General features: G+C 66.0%; 15 protein-coding genes and 1 pseudogene. 8 read left to right on the top strand and 8 right to left on the bottom strand.

The window, feature by feature from the left end; translation table 11 throughout:
- Nucleotides 1-3: 3 nt before the first annotated feature.
- The 3 genes from H7J86_RS32135 to H7J86_RS32125 are packed head-to-tail and all read right to left on the bottom strand — an operon-like array spanning nucleotide 4 to nucleotide 3,764.
- On the bottom strand, nucleotides 4-2,403 hold the full coding sequence (locus H7J86_RS32135) for a hypothetical protein (protein ID WP_267295968.1): 2,400 nt from the start codon (nucleotides 2,401-2,403) through the stop codon (nucleotides 4-6).
- 21 nt (nucleotides 2,404-2,424) lie between these two features.
- Nucleotides 2,425-3,456: a hypothetical protein gene (locus H7J86_RS32130; RefSeq protein WP_267295967.1), complete on the bottom strand. Its 1,032-nt coding sequence runs from the start codon at nucleotides 3,454-3,456 to the stop codon at nucleotides 2,425-2,427.
- The gene (locus H7J86_RS32125; RefSeq protein ID WP_267295965.1) at nucleotides 3,456-3,764 is read right to left on the bottom strand and encodes a hypothetical protein; all 309 of its coding nucleotides are present in this window, start codon (nucleotides 3,762-3,764) and stop codon (nucleotides 3,456-3,458) included. The genes H7J86_RS32130 and H7J86_RS32125 overlap by 1 nt, the downstream gene beginning before the upstream one ends.
- A 261-nt stretch (nucleotides 3,765-4,025) precedes the next feature.
- Here H7J86_RS32125 and H7J86_RS32120 point away from each other — a divergent pair, with 261 nt between their 5' ends.
- From H7J86_RS32120 to H7J86_RS32110, 3 genes are all read left to right on the top strand, one after another.
- Nucleotides 4,026-4,337, top strand: coding sequence for a hypothetical protein (locus H7J86_RS32120; RefSeq protein WP_267295963.1), 312 nt, complete (start codon nucleotides 4,026-4,028; stop codon nucleotides 4,335-4,337).
- A gap of 47 nt (nucleotides 4,338-4,384) precedes the next feature.
- Complete coding sequence (locus tag H7J86_RS32115; RefSeq protein ID WP_267295961.1) at nucleotides 4,385-4,678, top strand: hypothetical protein; 294 nt, start codon at nucleotides 4,385-4,387, stop codon at nucleotides 4,676-4,678.
- A 220-nt stretch (nucleotides 4,679-4,898) separates the two neighbouring features.
- Nucleotides 4,899-5,255 carry a hypothetical protein gene (locus tag H7J86_RS32110; RefSeq protein WP_267295959.1) on the top strand — a complete coding sequence of 119 codons (357 nt, stop codon included), beginning with the start codon at nucleotides 4,899-4,901 and terminating at the stop codon, nucleotides 5,253-5,255.
- Nucleotides 5,256-5,435: 180 nt separating this feature from the next.
- Here H7J86_RS32110 and H7J86_RS32105 read toward each other — a convergent pair whose 3' ends face one another.
- From H7J86_RS32105 to H7J86_RS32085, 5 genes are all read right to left on the bottom strand, one after another.
- Nucleotides 5,436-6,329: a DUF2637 domain-containing protein gene (locus H7J86_RS32105; protein ID WP_267295957.1), complete on the bottom strand. Its 894-nt coding sequence runs from the start codon at nucleotides 6,327-6,329 to the stop codon at nucleotides 5,436-5,438.
- A gap of 125 nt (nucleotides 6,330-6,454) precedes the next feature.
- Nucleotides 6,455-6,841: a hypothetical protein gene (locus tag H7J86_RS32100; RefSeq protein WP_267295956.1), complete on the bottom strand. Its 387-nt coding sequence runs from the start codon at nucleotides 6,839-6,841 to the stop codon at nucleotides 6,455-6,457.
- A gap of 9 nt (nucleotides 6,842-6,850) precedes the next feature.
- A complete protein-coding gene (locus H7J86_RS32095) occupies nucleotides 6,851-7,645 on the bottom strand; it encodes a ParA family protein (RefSeq protein WP_267295955.1) in 795 nt (264 codons plus the stop codon).
- A gap of 824 nt (nucleotides 7,646-8,469) precedes the next feature.
- Nucleotides 8,470-9,339 carry a helix-turn-helix domain-containing protein gene (locus tag H7J86_RS32090; protein ID WP_267295953.1) on the bottom strand — a complete coding sequence of 290 codons (870 nt, stop codon included), beginning with the start codon at nucleotides 9,337-9,339 and terminating at the stop codon, nucleotides 8,470-8,472.
- A complete protein-coding gene (locus tag H7J86_RS32085; protein ID WP_267295951.1) occupies nucleotides 9,336-10,610 on the bottom strand; it encodes a helix-turn-helix transcriptional regulator in 1,275 nt (424 codons plus the stop codon). The genes H7J86_RS32090 and H7J86_RS32085 overlap by 4 nt, the downstream gene beginning before the upstream one ends.
- A gap of 907 nt (nucleotides 10,611-11,517) precedes the next feature.
- Here H7J86_RS32085 and H7J86_RS32080 point away from each other — a divergent pair.
- The 5 genes and pseudogenes from H7J86_RS32080 to H7J86_RS32055 all read left to right on the top strand — a co-directional run.
- Nucleotides 11,518-11,766: pseudogene (locus tag H7J86_RS32080) on the top strand (WhiB family transcriptional regulator); the annotation flags it as partial.
- 1,180 nt (nucleotides 11,767-12,946) lie between these two features.
- Complete coding sequence (locus tag H7J86_RS32070; RefSeq protein WP_267295947.1) at nucleotides 12,947-13,300, top strand: DUF4031 domain-containing protein; 354 nt, start codon at nucleotides 12,947-12,949, stop codon at nucleotides 13,298-13,300.
- On the top strand, nucleotides 13,297-13,767 hold the full coding sequence (locus tag H7J86_RS32065; protein ID WP_267295945.1) for a hypothetical protein: 471 nt from the start codon (nucleotides 13,297-13,299) through the stop codon (nucleotides 13,765-13,767). The genes H7J86_RS32070 and H7J86_RS32065 overlap by 4 nt, the downstream gene beginning before the upstream one ends.
- Nucleotides 13,768-14,021: 254 nt before the next feature.
- Entirely contained in the window at nucleotides 14,022-14,471 is a 450-nt protein-coding gene (locus H7J86_RS32060) for a DUF1643 domain-containing protein (RefSeq protein WP_267295943.1), read from the top strand.
- Nucleotides 14,472-14,509: 38 nt separating this feature from the next.
- Complete coding sequence (locus tag H7J86_RS32055) at nucleotides 14,510-14,953, top strand: hypothetical protein (RefSeq protein ID WP_267295942.1); 444 nt, start codon at nucleotides 14,510-14,512, stop codon at nucleotides 14,951-14,953.
- Nucleotides 14,954-15,257 lie beyond the last annotated feature (304 nt).

Genomic DNA, 15,257 nt, shown 5'->3' with positions numbered 1-15,257 from the left:
TGGTTAGTTATTCGGGGGGACCGTGCGCGGGTTGAGCCCTTGCACGCCCGTGTTCTGTCCTGGGATCACACCGGGATCGGTGGCCCCTGTCGTCGGCGGCAACTGCGTCGACGGGGGTGCGACCGGCGGTGCCGGTGGGGGTGCGGTACCGGTGTCGGCCACGGGTTGCGCCACTGGCGTTGCCGGGGCGCCGTCGTCGGCGAGGCGGAAGAAGCCTTGGTGGGGTCCGTCGAACTGCGCGATGTCCGACAGGGGAACAACCTTGCCGGCCTCGTTGATCGCCATGGCCTGGTTATCGTCAACGCCGAGGAAAACCCCGTTGTGGTTGTTGGCTCCCATGACGACGTCGCCGGGCTTGAGCTGATTGACCGGCACGTTCTGGCCGATGTCCTGTCCCGGGGGCGGCAGCTTGAACCCAGCCTCTTCGGCTGCCTGGTAGATGCTCTTGTGGCCTGGCCCGTCGGTGCCGGTGAGCCCATGCGCGAGGTTGGCGAGCTTGGGATTATCGAAGGTCCACTTGCGACCGCCGATCTCGGTGGTGTTCGACGCAGGGTTCACCGGCGGCGCACCCTGCGGCCCGTTGTCGCTGTGCCCAGCGGGCGTCGCCTTGACCGCCGCAGGCCCGGTCACCGCGGGAGCACCCGGAGGCGTGTGATCGCCGGGACCGCTATCTCCGAGAGCCTTCTTGGCGTCGTCGCCGTCCTTGTTCTTGAGGCGATCGTCGAGGGCTTTCTGCAGCGACGCCTTGTCGATGGGCTTGTCGGCCAAGTCCAGCGGTTTCGGTCCGCCGGCACCGAGGCCGGGGATCTGCGGCACGCCGCCCATGCCCGGCACCTGTGGCATCCCACCCATGCCGGGCATGGGCATACCACCGCCCGGCATGTTGTTGCGCAGCAGCGATGCGAGGTCCTTGGCCGGGTTGTCGGCCGCCTTGGGCTCCGACGCAGGCCCACCGAAAGCGGCCGGAGGAGCCGCCGGCAGCGGCGCCGTCACCGGCGGCGCAGTCTCAGCTGGGGCCTCGGACTGCGGTGTGCCACCGGTGCCGCCAGACGGGTCCGTGGTCGATCGATTGGGCTTCACCGCGAAGTTGTCCGCAGCCGCGGTGAGCGACTGCGCGATGCGCTGCATGTCGTCGACGGCGGCCTTGAGCTCGCCCGTCGAATCCGACATGTGGGCTTCGTTGACGTGGTTGGCCCGAAACGGGATCAACCCTGACGTCGAGTTGTTGATCTCCTGACGGTTCTTGAGGTTGACCCCACGGAACGCCTGGTAAGCGTTGTTGGCGCTGTTGGCTCCAGCCATCAGCTGCGAGGCGATGGTCGGCAGCATCGTCGACTGAAAGTCACCAAGCGCCTCGACACCGGGCTTGGTGTTCGCCCAGCTCTGCACGACGTAGGGCTCGTTGGCCTGAGACTGATAGATCGAGGTCACCGAGTCAACAAGGTGGGTCAATTTCGCGTTGAGGGCGTTGACCTTGTTCGCGACGTCGGCGAAGTTGCTCGTCGTCTCGATGTTGGGTGCGCTAGTGGGCCAGACGTCGTCAGGGTGGTAGCGGAATGCCGCGTCGTTGGTGCGGCTCATCCCCTGGTCCTTGCCCTCGATGATGCCGTCGCGGTTGCCGTCGTTGGTCAAGGGCAGGAAGTGGGTGCGCGGCGGAGACGGCGGCGCGTCGATCGCCGGCGCCTCGCTGCCCCCACCGAAGACCGACGCGATGAGGTTGTTGAACGCCTTCCGCCCGTCGGTGTCGACCATCCACAGTACGACGGTGATCGCCGTGCCGAGGCCGGGCACCGACAGTGCGCCGAGGCGCAACAGCGACATCGCGGCCAGTCTGCCGCCCAGCGCGGCGCCGCGTTGTGCCGCGAGCACAGCACCTTCTCGCGCCGCGGCGCCGGCGCCGCGCTCAGCGAAGGCCCGCGCCATAGACCGCTGCGCGGCCTTGGCCGCGTCGGCCCCTGCGTCCTTGGCCGCTTGGCGGCCAGCAGCGGCGGTGGCATCGGATGCCGCGGTGGCTACCGGAGTGGCGGGCTTGGGTACCGCGGCGGGGTCGACTGCGGGCTTCGGCGCGCTCGCCGGGGTCTTGACCTCTGCGGTCTTACCGTCCATCGGGCTGGGGGCCGAGTGATCCAGTGAGGTCTGCGGAGCGTCCTGCGCTGGCGGCACAGCCGCGTCGGGGGTGCGCCCGGCGAATCGGTTCAGCGTGTCGTTGACGCGGTCGTTTCCTATGACTCGGTTCAAGGCGAAGGCCGCGCCGAATGCGCCGGCGGGGTCGAGGCCGGCACGAAGGACGTCACTGAGTACGTCGGACTGGCCACCGGAAACGGGAGGCAACGAGATGAGGTCGGGGGCGAGCATCGGCGATGCGCCTGACCCATTGCCGGGTGTCGGTGTCGGTGTCGTCACGGTTGGCTCATTTCCCCCTCGTTAGCGGTGTCGCTCACCGCGACCCACGATTCCGCTGGTGGCGATATCGGCGTCGATATCGGCTCCAGTGAGATCGGGATCTCGTCTGATGATAGTTTTTTCGCCCTTTCCCTTCCCGGAGGAAACGCCAGATCCGCCCATTGGTGCCATGGGGGCCATCGGCGCCATGGGCATCCCGCCGCCGGCGCCGGGACCGCCGGCCCCCAGTGTGGGGGATCCCGAGGCGGCGGCGACGGTGAAGGGGTTGGCGGGACGACCCGAGACGTCGGCGGCGGTTTGGGCACCGGACAAAGTCGGCATCTGCGGGGGCAGCTCGTCGGCCGAGGTGTGTGTTTGGCCGGCGCCTGCTTCGAAGTTCGGGTCCGTTAGCGCTGACGGACCGCTGCTGTTGCCGTCCGGGCCTGGTTGCAGGGAATCCAGCAGGGAGGCGACGTCGGGGTCAGTGGAGTCGTCGGGAACGCCTACCGGGGCGCCCGAGGCGTCTCCGGCGGCCGGCGAACCGGTCATCGGAGCCGTCGGTGGCCGCAGCTGACTCAAGGTGGACAGCAGGGCCGGTAACACGCTGGCCGACCCCAAGGGCGACGATGCGGGGTCGGCGGGCAAGTCGGTGGTGGCGCTGTCGAGTTTCTGCGCCGAGGTGGCTTCGCCGGTGGTGAACTTCTCCTGGGCAGCTTTCTTTTGCGCCAACAGGTCAGATAGGCGATCGGTAGCGGCACGAACGTCGTCGGAACTGCCGGTGCCGTCGGCGGCGGCTGACGCGGCGAGGATGACCGCTTCCTGCGCGGCGCGGATCTCGTCGTCGGACGGTGTTTCGGCGTCACGGGTAGCCACGAGATTGGCGCGATCATTGGCGGCCTGTGCGACCGCCCGGGCGGCCTCGCCGATGGCGTCGAGGTCACGTCCGTGTTGAGCCAGGGCTCGGCGGACGGCGTCTGCGGCGTCGCCGCTGGTGGTGTCGTCGAGGCCGATGCCGGCGAGGGTCTCGCGAATCGCCGCCAGGTCGGCAGCCAGGCTGTCGGGATCTGTCGGCATTAGAAGGCGGGTCCCGCGGTGACCGTCGGGGGCAGTGCCCTGCGGGTGTAATCCAGGTGCCAGGCGTTGAAGGCGTTGATCAGAACGGCGTTGATGAGTTGGGCGGCAGTGGGCGGTGCGAGTTGGCAGACCTCGTCGGCGATTTTGAGGTCGGCGAGGCGGCCGCGCCAGACCAGGGCCATGACCGACGGTGATACCGGGTCATCAGAGTAGATGCCGACCGCTTCGGCGAATGCTGACTCCTGTTGGGCGTCGACGGCCTCGAGAGCAGCGATACTTGCTCGGATGTCTTCGAGTTCCGGATACATGTGTCGGGCCCCCGCCTGTGTCTGCGCTTGCTCGGATGGTCGTTTCCAGGGTAGGCCGGAGGCTGTGCCGGTGCCGACGTACCGCGCCGTGTATGGGCGTCTCGTTTGCCAGCAGCATGTTTCAGTGGCGAATTGATGGGAAACGACGCGCAGATAGCCTTTGCGGGTCCGCCAATCCACGTTTAAACTTGCGGGCACAAGGGGGTGCCGGGGTACTCAGAACCCCTCCCACCACATAACGAGGAAAAGGGGTTCTCACTCATGCCTGCAGGTGTCATCAAACTCACGAACGAGGAAATGCTGCACATCGCCCAGCAGGGGCAGTCGCACTGCGACAGCTACTCCGCCCAGACCCGGGCGCTGGTGAACGTGGCCAACGAGTTCGCCTCCATGCACATGCGCGGCGCTGCTGGCCTCGCGGTGCTGAATAAGACCACCGAGCTGCAGCAGACCGTGGACCGCATGACGCAGACGTCCAGCGAGAAGTACCAGGGCGTCGGCCAGTTCGCGCAGGCCGGGCTGAACTCCACCCAGGAAGCCCAGTCGCGGATCATGGCGATCGCTTCGGCCTGACCACCAGCACACGACCTCATTTCTACGACCTCAAGGGAGCACACACGATGAGCGGCGAAATCAATTACGACCTGGTCGGCATCCAGGGTGGCCTGGCGACCGTCATGGGTATCCATGCGCAGAAGCAGGACATCGGCAATCAGATGGTCCAGCAGTACACCCATCTCGATTCGGTCGCGTCGGGCCGGGCCACCGATGCCGGGATGGAGTTCTCCAACATGGCGAGCCACGCCCGCGCCCAGGAGGCCGAGGTCATTCAGGCGCTGCACCAGGGCGCCTCGCAGGCCTCGGACGACCTGCAGCACGTCGACAGCACGTTCATGGGCATGATGGGCACCTAACCCGCGGTGCCGTTGACCCCGTTCGGGATTCGGTAATCAGCCCCCGGCCAGACGCGCCGGGGGCTGATTCGCGTCTTAGGGTGCGCCGTGGCTCACGACCGACATTGTCAGCGGCAGAAGTTTCCCCACCGCGAAAAGTGTCACGCACCGCGCGCCGCGCGCCCGCTGATAACGTTGCAACTCAAGTTTAAGAATACGAACTTTGCTGGAGGAAACGGTCATGGCGATCCCCGTACTATTCACCGTCGAATTGTTCCCGTGGAACGACCTGAAGGGCAACGTGTTCGAGGAGTCCGTGCGCGACTTCAACGACGAGCTACGTGAGTACTTCGCCGATAAGGCGGAATTGCTTGACGTTCCGCATGACATGTCCAACCTGACGGGAACCGACACCGTGCACGGAACCGGAACCGAGAACGTCCCCTATGTCGCAGCGACCGTGGTCCTGGGATTCAAGGGCGTCACGGTCGAGCAAGCCAAGGAATTGGCCGGCCAGTTCACCACGACGAAGTTCAACCACGCCTCGGCCGAGGTACTCGATCCCGACAACCTTCCCACCGCCGACGCCCAGGCCTAGCCTGGCTCTCCCCCGCACTCGACAGCTTCGGTGCGGGCACGGTAGCGATCAATGAGGCCGGAGAGTCCACGACCCGTGGACTCTCCGGCCTCATTGTTTTTCGTCAGTGTTCACGGTCCTGTTGCGTGCGGCGGGACTCCTGCAGGTATGCGCATTGCTTGGCGTCGCTTGCCATCACCGCTACGCGGGGCTGGCGACCGGCTCCAGGGCGACCAAGCGTGTTTCGTCACGTGACACCGTGGCCTCGCCTGGCTGTACCTGCGGGCACGACGGGCAGAAGTCACGCCGCCGCGCGCCGTGGCCATCCGAGCGCCACCCTCGTCGCCATCTCGCCTCGGCGTTGCGGCGAGGGTGAGCCTCGTCGGCGACCTCAGCAGTGGCGCATCGATCGCATTCGATAATCGTCACGGCGTCGTCATCAACCGCTTCCACAGCTGGGATCCCCTCCCCCGCTGCCGCGTCGTTGCTGTCGGGCCTCTGAGGTTCGGCCTCGCTTGGCGTGTTGCTGTCGGCGACGCCTCCGTGCTCAGCGGGCGCCATCGCCGAAGGCAGATCGACAGAGACATGCGGTTGACCGTCGCCTGCGACGTGGCCCGATGCGCCTGGCTTGAGCCGGGTCAGCGCCAGAATCGCCAACGTGGATTGAGCGATGGACAGATCGATGATGAGTGGCCAGATCCAGGCGAGGCCGCTGCGGATACCCGCTGTCACGGCCAGGGCGCGCAGCGCATCGAAAGACAGCGCGAACGCGCCGCAGGCGAGCAAGACGGTCATGACCATGGCCGCCCAATAGGCGGCACCGGAGCCCTGTCGTGCTCGAGCGAGAGTGCCAAGGCCATGGATCGCGGCCAACAGGATGACCGGAGGTACGGCAGCTGCGGCCGCGGAGACGGTAGCGGCGCCGGGCGCAGCGTTCAGGAGGGCGTGGGCGACGTTGCCACTGACCGAAGCGAGAGTCGCCACGGACAGCACAGTCCAGAAGAGCCGCTTGGCCCTGCGGGTGTCGCGGGAGGGCATGGGCGGGTACGGCACGTTAGTGCCGGCACCCGATCGTCGGTCGTCGATCGTGATCACGGATTGTCCATTTCGCGGGGGTGGCGAGAGTTTGGCGCCGAGGCAAAGCGGCGCGCGGACGAGGCCCGGCCTGGAGCTCGTTGCGCTTGGTCTTGCGCCGGTTGTGCTCTTCTAGGTTCAGGTGGTCAGAGGTCGAACGGACCGTTGGCATCCAGCCACTCGCGCAGTGCTGTCTCCACGATCTGGTTCTGGCTGATCTGCCGGCCTTGGCGGTAGCTGTGTACCAGGCTCGCCTTTTTCAGTTCGCCGATCAGGGCGGGGGCGAGACGGTAGTTGACCTGCTTCTTGGAGGCTTGCTCTTCCGGTGTCTCGGCAGCGATGGGCGCGCTCGGGGCCCGTGGCGGCGTGGGTGCCGGCGCGGAGGTTACTGGGGGCTGCGGCGGCGCCGGGGCGGCCTCGTGTTCGGAGGGCGGCGTGGCGGTGCCGTCGGCCTGGTCGATGAGTCCGACGACGGGGTGCTGCTCGCCGGCGGCGCGCAGAACGCGTTGGCGTGTGATCTTTGTGGTGCTCATGGCGGTGGTCTACCTTCCTGCGGTGACGGGCTCGGTGATGGGGAGTTCGAGGAACAAATCGGTGAAGGCTGTACTCAGCGCACGGGCGCCGGCGCTCCCCCGCATGGAATGGATCGGGGTGGCGAGGCCGTTGGCGTCTTTCCATGCCGCCCGTTTCGGAATAACGGTCTTCGCCACCAAATCGCCATACACGTCGCGGATCTCGGCCTCGCGGAACTCCTCTTCGCCGTTGTTCTCCCGCTTGGTGATCACGATGCCAGCGATCTCGATGGCAGGGTTGACGCGTTTCTTGACGAAAGAAGTGGTGTCCTGCACGTTCTTGATGCCGCCGAGGCTGTCGATGCTGGCTTCGGTGACGTAGATGACTTGATCGGCGGCAACCAGCGCGCCGACGAGGAGGCGGCCCACGCTGGGCGGGCAGTCGAAGAGGACCGCGTCGTAGGCGCTCAGATCACAGCCTTCGAAAGCGGCTCGGAGGCGGAAGATGACGTCGTTGGCGCCGTCGAGGTCCCGGTTGGCGAGGTCCAACGTGGCCGGGATGACGTCGATGCCCGGCCAGGGCGAGGCCACAACGGCATCCAGGGCGGTCCCCTCCTGGAGTTCGAGGAGCAGTTCGTTGGCTGTGGCGGTGTCGTCGCCGAGCTGGCTGGCGTCCACGCCCAGTCCGCGAGTTAGGTTGCCCTGCGGGTCGAGGTCAACGGCGAGGATCCTGTGCCCGAGGGCGGTCGCCGCGCTGCATAGGCCCAGGACGGTGGCGGTTTTGCCGACGCCGCCCTTCTGGTTGGCGATGGCTGTTTTCTTCATTGGTTACTCCTCCGTGTCGAGCGTCTAGCAGTGGTCGCGGCGCTTTCGCCGCTATCAGGTCTTCCACCGATTTACGTGATTGCGCCCCTAGCGATGCTATACATGCGGTGTATAGCATCCCTAGCGGTGCATCGCGGTACCTAGTGTCGCACCATGTAGCACGCATTCGCAGTACGGTACGGCGTGTCGCACCGTAAATTGGTACATCGCTGCTCTGTGTGGTACGTCGCGCAGCATTACAAGTGACTGCAACACTCCGTACCGCTGTGTGGCGCATTAGTGTGCGCTGGAGCGCACCGCAGTCCATATAGCAGCGCTGCGCTGTGGTGCACATCGACGCAGGCCGCTGCAGTACATCCGGCAGCAGTCCTTTCGTAGGTATGCACCGCAGAGGGCTGCTACGTAGGGCATAGCACCGCCGTGCGGCGCTATGTGGTGCGGTGCGTGAGACCGCTACGTACTGCGCAGCACCGCGCCCGTATGCACTAGACAGTGTTGCACTGCGGGCCATCGCGGGGCGATCCTTTCCAAGCTGGGGGAGTATCTGCACAGCATCGCTCCGCAAGGCAGTCCATACAGTGCAAGACACACGTTTGCTAGGCGGTTTACTGCTGAGCATTGGGCAGCTTTCGGCAGGTCAGCGCCGAGAGCGGTGCACCGCTTTACGACCTAGCGCTGCTATACGTGGTTGCGTGTAACGCGCGCGCGTGCCAGAACAGCACTACTAGCGGTGCTATACAAGCTTTCAGCCGACCGCGTGGGCGGCGTTCGCTTCCTAATCGGGGCGCAGGGCGTGGTGGGGGAGGGGAGGGGTGGCGCGTGAACTACCCGGAACCCCACGATCCCAGTTCCGGCAGCTTCAGTGCCGGCCGTGGCTGCACGTTGTCGCGGGCCAGTTTCTCGAACACTTCCCGGGAGGTTGATTCGTCGCGCGCTAGCACGCACCAGCCGGATACCACCGAGTTGTTCGCCGCGACTCCCGTCCACCGGCCGTAGAGATACTCCTCGCTGGCAGGTAACCAGAGGAAAACGGCCTGACGGCTGCGCGTGCTCCTTCCTGGCGGCCGGTACCACCCGATGAGGACCTCGTTGGAGAAGATCCGGAGCTCGCCTCTCCATGCGTTGTCGAGCAACAGGGTGTCACCGGCACGGAGCGCGTCGACGGTGTGCAGGTCGGCCTGGTCGTGGTGGCCAAAACCGCCTTGCCAGGTCGCCCACCATTTCCCGTTGAGTTCTATAGGGCGCGGGTCAACGCCGGCGAGGGTGGGCAGACCGATGTCGAGAGCGGCGCAGATAGCCGCCGCGGCAGCTAGCGACGGCTCTTGATCGCCAGATTCGTACCGTTGGTAGGCCTCTAGGGCCAGCCCGGCGGTGTTCGCAACACGGGTCTGAGTCAGCCCGAGTTCGCGACGACGCGCCTGCATCACTTCACCGACGACAGACAACCCAGGCGTCTCCACCAGGTCCTCGCTGGCTGGTACCTGACCAGCTAGCTCGGCCAGCGAGACGTCCAGGGCTTCGGCGATAGCGCGCGCGACGGACAGTGGCGGCTCTCTGTCGCCGGTCTCGTAGCGCTGGAAGGTGCCCTTAGGAACGCCGGCCAGGCGCGCGAGTTGAGCCTGTGAGATGCCCAGCTGGTCGCGGCGGGCTTGAATGACTGCCGCCCAGGTGGGTGGAGTTGTGTTGGCGCTCATGCCGTTGCCGCTGTGATGGTCGTGTCCCACGCAGAGAGGCGGTCATCGAGTTTGTGCACCGCGGTGCTGTCAGTCCATTCGTCGAGCATCGTGCGCACTGTGTGGATGCGGCGACTCAAAGCGGCCGAGGGTACGGGTCCCATCTCGTCAAGTGCGGCAGTGAGCAGTGCGGCGGCTTGTTCGGGTTCTCGCCCGACGGCGTGGACGGCAGCCAGGTCACACAACGTCAATGCTCGCGTCTTCACGTCCTCGGTGGGCAGCTCGTTGAGTGCACGATCCAATGCCATCCGGGCGTCGGTGAGGCGGCCGGCCGACAACAGCGTGTTGGCTTTGGCTATCGCCATCCGATGTGTGGTGAACCAGTCCAGCCAGGGGGGCCGGCCATCGGTCCCACGAAAGGACTGCTCGGCGTGTGCGATGAGTGTCGCGGCGTTCCCGTGGTCGCCGGCGCGTGAGGCAATGTCGGCCTCGATGGTGTCCAGCCATGCTTGCAGTCGCGCGGGATTGCCTCCGCGACGTGAGAGGGAGCGGGCGGACCTGATGAGTTCTCGTGCGTGGGGCAGGTCGCCAGCGTCCTCACGCATCACCGCTAGCGCCAGGTGACCGAGGGCAGCTGCCCCCAGCGACTCGTCTTCAGTCAGGCGCGCGCACTCGAGGGCTTCGGTGAAGCAAGCCCGAGAGTCGCTGGGTCGATGCAGGTCGAAGAGCAGCACTCGGCCGGCGAGCATCCAGGCCAGGGCAACGGGGGTTGCCAGCTCAGTGGTCTCGGTGCCGGTGGCTGCCAGTAGCGACGTTCCGAGTTCTGCGTGTCGAAATATGGACTGCTGCAGCATCTTTGCTGGGACGTGCCAGTACATGTCGCTGTAGAGGGTCGTCATCTGCGTGTACTTGGCGGTGGCCTGAGCGGAGGCCATCTCATGGAAGTGCGGCGGGGGAGTGGGGCCTTCGGGGGTTGACGGAAGGATCGGGCCCGGTGGTCTACCGCCGCGTTCTACGGCGGAGGGCGATATCCGCTCAGAGCGGGGGGTGAAGCCCAGATCTGTGATCGGCAGTCCGAACAGCGCCTCAAGCGCTTCGACGTGTGGCCGGTGAGGCCACCCCGGGTTGTCGGATTCCCACCGCCGGACGGTGCGCGTAGTGACAGAGAGCGGGCCGAGGCCGAGTTCGGTGGCCTTCGCGGTCAACGCGCCGACGAAGTCCGCTTGTGAGATGAGGCCCCGTTCACGGCGGGCGGCGCGGAGCCGGACATTTCCGCCGGGCGGTGCGGTCATGGCCAACATCATACGTCCTGGTCAGCGCCGGACCTAGCGCCGCAAGAGGACATAACTCCGACCATGAGTGCCGGTTTTGTCCGCTACATCCTCGACGGGCGTATCGGTTCGAGACCGTTTGAGCGTTTGAATCTGACAAATGTCTCCGTTCAGCGGTTGACGGCGTCTCTATTCGGGGTTTACAGTCAGTCCCATACGGAGACGCCAACAGGTTCCATTCGGAGTCACTGATCAAAAGAACTCAAGGAGGCGGCCCCACACGCGAACCTCACGCGAGCCGGCGAATCTCCACAGACACGCACCCGCGAGTGGTGAAGGGAAGGTCCGGCGCGCAGCCCAGAAATGCGACAGCCCTCGGTGACCGGGGGGTCGCCACCGAGGGCTAGTCCTTGCTATCGCCGATCGAGCCACGAACTGGATCGGCATCCACCCGAAGGGGGAGATCGCTATGAACGACGTCCAAGAGATTACCGCATCACCAACCACCATCACAGTCACGACACCGCCGCCGCACGAACTGGTGATGGGTGTAGCCAACGTCCTCGAAGGTGCACGCACCATCGCGCTGCGCAAATGGGACAAAGACCGCTGCGACCTATACCACGTCGCCGAACGTGCTTGGCGCGCACAAGCAATGGTCGTGCCGTTGGCAGCCGTCACGGCCCAATTGCGTCGCGTCGTCCCGGACGGAAAGCTGCTCAGCTACCAGGATCAGGAAGGCCGCACCCGCGCCGACATCGCGGCTAAATTCACCGAAGCACGTGAAGCGCTACTCGCCGGCAATACCGCGCTCGCGCGTGAGACCGGTGACGTGCAGGCCCCTCGCCTCGAAGACTCCGCTCGCGACGAACCGCCACTCATCATCGGCGACAACGAGGACGGGCCCGCCACCACCGCAGTCACCAACATCTCCCTGGCTCATCTCCTGGGCTTGGATCTCTCCGACGATCAGTGGGAGCGCAAGAGCTTGTGCGCCCAAACCGATCCCGAGGCGTTCTTCCCCGAAAAGGGAGGGTCCACCCGCGACGCCAAACGGATCTGCCAGCGGTGCCCCGTCATCGGGGATTGCCTCAACGAAGCGCTCGCCCGTGACGAACGCTTCGGGATCTGGGGCGGCCTCAGCGAGCGCGAGCGTCGGCGCCTCAAGCGCAGGCTCGAGGCCGCTAGCGGCGTCGCCGACCCTGCTTCTGCGAACGTCGACGACATCGAGGACCTCGATGAGTTCGACGAAGACGGGCTCGCCATCGACGACGAGAACGATGATCTCGACGACGTCGATGAGGACGCCCTGGGCCTGGACTTCGACCTCGACTCCCTGGATGACTTCGACGACATCAGGAAAGCCGGATGACCGCGGCGGGGCGACCCTCGGCCAGTCCGGTGGCATCCACATCGTCGGCTGTCCGCCAGTCCCATGCCGTGTCGGTGGCCGGCAGTTACGTGACGAAGACTCACGCTTTCGCGCACCGGGTGAGGGGTTCGGTGGGCGAAAGGCCCCGGTGGCGATGCGGGCAGGTGATTGGCGCGGAGACGCGCCGCGCCGCGCGTGAACACCATCGCGGCGAGCATCAGGCCGTCACGTCACTGCTCCGGGGGACGGTGACGTGGGGGAGGCGGTTCTGATGTCTCGTCACAGCTATCCCGGATCGGGGCGGACGTGGCGTAACGCCGAGTCCCTCGGTGCCGCCAACGAACACCGGCGGCGAGACGCTGCGGCGCGACAGTCGGCGCGCGCCCGGGCCGCCCTGGAAGTCCTCACGTCGGTCAATCTCTCCACGTCACCGGTCTGGCGACGGCGCTGGTTGGAGGTGCTGCAGCGGCGCGCCTCTGATGACCAGGCCTCCTTAGCCGACCTGGCGGCCAGGATGTCTCCTCCGATGACGAAGAGTGCATTTAGTTGCCAGCTCGACCGGGCATGTCTGTTCGCCGAAGAGCTTGCCGCAGCGGCGAATCGGGCTCCGAACGGGAGCTCGTTGACGGCGCAGGTCGCTGACCAATCATCCGCTCACGATTCGCTCGAAGCCGCCGCGTCAGTTGGTGCGTCAGGCGCCGCGGCCTCGCCAGTTGGAGGCCACCGATGACTACATCGCGATCACCACGGGTTCCCGCCGGCCGTGACATGCCGGTACGAGCCACCACCCGCCGCGAAGGGGCAGCTGATGGCATCTCCTGAGATCTCCGATGCGGTCGGTGGCGGAAAGTTCGCCATGGCGACCTTCGTGCCGCGACCGCCTGCCCGATGCTCTATCTGTCGCCACGCGGCCCCCGCTGGCGTCGACACGTGCACGACATGCCTAGCCGACTACGGCTTACCTCTACCTGGGGTGGCGTAGCGCATGACCGTCTACGTCGACAACATGCGGCTACCGGCACAGGTGGGCACCATCGCGGGCAGGTGGTCACACCTGATGGCCGACTCCGACGATGAACTCAATGCCTTCGCCGCCAAGCTCGGCCTCAAGAGGGCCTGGGCGCAGCATCCTGGGACGGCCCTTTCGCACTACGACGTGACCGACTCCAAACGGCGGCAGGCGATCGCCCTCGGCGCGGTCCCCATCGACTACGGCGGGGACATATCGATAGCCCTCATCCGCCGTAAGAACACGGATTCGGTTGTCGCGGAGCAGCTTACGTTGACGCTAGATGCGGACGAGGTTGCCGAGGAGACGATCTCGAAGGGGCGGCCATGACCTCAATGCTGGAACGTGCGCCCTCGGTGACCCCTTTCGTCAGTCAAACCGTGCGTGTCGGTGAGCAGTGCGTTGACCTCACGGCACAACGCACGACCTGCCCCGGTTTGGTCATCACCCCCCGCATCGACACGTCTGAATTGGGTTCGCTGCGCCTAGTCGACGGATTGGCCCTAGTGCACCGTCGCACCGGGACGATGATTGCGGCGGGACGGGCGGAGGCCCTTCACGACCTTGCCGAGCGCCTGAGCACCCTCGATTGGGACTTCGTCGGTGGTGACGTTGCCGGCCAGGCGCGTCGGCTTTTCTCGGCGATGGCCAGTGTTGAGCTGACCGAGCACACTCAGCTGCATCATCACGCTCACACCGCGACGATCCCAGTGCCGGGCGTCCTCGCGGCCGCGCCGGGATTGATGCCGAACGATGGACCCAGTAACGCGCACGCCTCCTCACGGAGGCGTCCGTGAGGACCGACATTGCCTGGTTGAGCAGGCGCAAGCCGGCGCCTGACGTCATAGGCACGCCGGCATCGCGAGGTGGAGCGCTTGGTCGGCGCGCTCTCACCACACCCACCGACCAGAACGGACGAGCGCAAGCTGTGATCCTGCAGCGGTCCCAACGGCAGGTCTGGCCCATGCGTGGGGCGCCAGCCCGGGACAGGAGCGGTCCTCAACGGCGGCTGATGCACTGCTGGGACTCTCGGCAACCACTGCTTGGCTGGGTGCTGTCGGCGCAGCACCGCCCCCACCACCGCACCGCCGCGGTTCATCGTCGATGCGCACTGATCGCTCGAGACCTGGGCTACGGCGGCGTCGACGTCGGTTTCATCGGCCCGTCGGCGGAACCTGCTGGCGGTGGGCCAAGCGCTGGTCCCGACCTGCCGGAACTGACCGCGCTGCGTTCACTGGCTCACGATCGCGATCTGGTGGTTCTGGCGTGGGGGAACGCAATTGATGTCGATCGTGCCGCAGCTGCGGCCGGGCTTCTACATGAGGAGTTGGCCCGTCACTCCGGCTCGTTGGCGGTGTTGGGTTGGACAACGGACGGTCGGCCGCTGGACGTGGACGATGCGAGCCGGGCACCGACGCTGAGCTGTTTGAGCTGCGCGCTGAGTGCCTCATACGACCATGACGCCCGGTTTGACCGTTTGGTGATGGGGGTGGTCTCGTGACTCTCGATGGTTTGGTGTCGTCCTCTGAGCGGCCGTCGGTGACCGACATCGCCCAGCATCGGCGTCGGCAGCGGCGGCGCGAGCCGAGCCACGATGTGTCCGCTGACCGGCAGGCAGTAATGGCCGCGTTGCGCGATCACGAATTGGTCGGCGAGGCGAAGCTGCTGGTCGCCTGTTGGATCACCACATATACCGATCGGGCGCACGGCCGAGACGATGGGGAGCCGCCAACGATTTTGGACGCGGCGCGAATGGCCACGGGGCTACGGGGGACTGCAGCGTTGCGCTGGGTGGCCTCGGTGGTCGCAGGAGAGGCTAAGCGCTCAGATCCGGCGCTGGCGCGCTATATCGAGGTCGACTGGCAGCGGTTGTGTCGGTGGGCAGTGGAATACCTCGCCGAGACCCAGCACGGTTCTGAGCAGCCCGTTGGCTCGCTCGATCGTGTCGTTCCACGAGTTTCCCGCGGTGACATGTTGCGATGAACCGGTGGCGCGCGTACGCGCGCATCCACGGGAGTGTCATCCGCGGCGGCAATGAGGAGGTGCAGCTAGTACATCGCGCGACACTGCGCGCCCTGACAGCGGGGCGCTGCTGAGTCGACCTCACAACTAAATCAGTAGGGACACATACGGCAGTCCCCCCTTCGGGGGAGTTGGACGCTTGAAGCATGCCACCGGAGCGGTAACTCCGGGCCGTTTGAGAGCGAAGCGTCAACTTCGATCTCGTGCCCCTCGCGAAGCGAAGGGACTTTCACCGTGCCAGGTGAGTTCCAGGGTAGAACACGCC

The sequence above is a fragment of the Mycobacterium hackensackense genome, from assembly GCF_025822555.1.
GTDB lineage: Bacteria > Actinomycetota > Actinomycetes > Mycobacteriales > Mycobacteriaceae > Mycobacterium > Mycobacterium fluoranthenivorans.
The sequence above is the reverse complement of the archived record's forward strand: the minus strand, read 5'-3'. Positions and strand labels throughout refer to the sequence as shown.

What these genes read in the sequence shown, in the direction of transcription:
- H7J86_RS32130 (WP_267295967.1), bottom strand. Translation starts at nt 3,456, where the DNA reads ATGCCGACAGATCCCGACAGCCTGGCTGCCGACCTGGCGGCGATTCGC.
- H7J86_RS32125 (WP_267295965.1), bottom strand. Translation starts at nt 3,764, where the DNA reads ATGTATCCGGAACTCGAAGACATCCGAGCAAGTATCGCTGCTCTCGAG.
- H7J86_RS32120 (WP_267295963.1), top strand. Translation starts at nt 4,026, where the DNA reads ATGCCTGCAGGTGTCATCAAACTCACGAACGAGGAAATGCTGCACATC.
- H7J86_RS32115 (WP_267295961.1), top strand. Translation starts at nt 4,385, where the DNA reads ATGAGCGGCGAAATCAATTACGACCTGGTCGGCATCCAGGGTGGCCTG.
- H7J86_RS32110 (WP_267295959.1), top strand. Translation starts at nt 4,899, where the DNA reads ATGGCGATCCCCGTACTATTCACCGTCGAATTGTTCCCGTGGAACGAC.
- H7J86_RS32100 (WP_267295956.1), bottom strand. Translation starts at nt 6,841, where the DNA reads ATGAGCACCACAAAGATCACACGCCAACGCGTTCTGCGCGCCGCCGGC.
- H7J86_RS32095 (WP_267295955.1), bottom strand. Translation starts at nt 7,645, where the DNA reads ATGAAGAAAACAGCCATCGCCAACCAGAAGGGCGGCGTCGGCAAAACC.
- H7J86_RS32090 (WP_267295953.1), bottom strand. Translation starts at nt 9,339, where the DNA reads ATGAGCGCCAACACAACTCCACCCACCTGGGCGGCAGTCATTCAAGCC.
- H7J86_RS32085 (WP_267295951.1), bottom strand. Translation starts at nt 10,610, where the DNA reads ATGACCGCACCGCCCGGCGGAAATGTCCGGCTCCGCGCCGCCCGCCGT.
- H7J86_RS32070 (WP_267295947.1), top strand. Translation starts at nt 12,947, where the DNA reads ATGACCGTCTACGTCGACAACATGCGGCTACCGGCACAGGTGGGCACC.
- H7J86_RS32065 (WP_267295945.1), top strand. Translation starts at nt 13,297, where the DNA reads ATGACCTCAATGCTGGAACGTGCGCCCTCGGTGACCCCTTTCGTCAGT.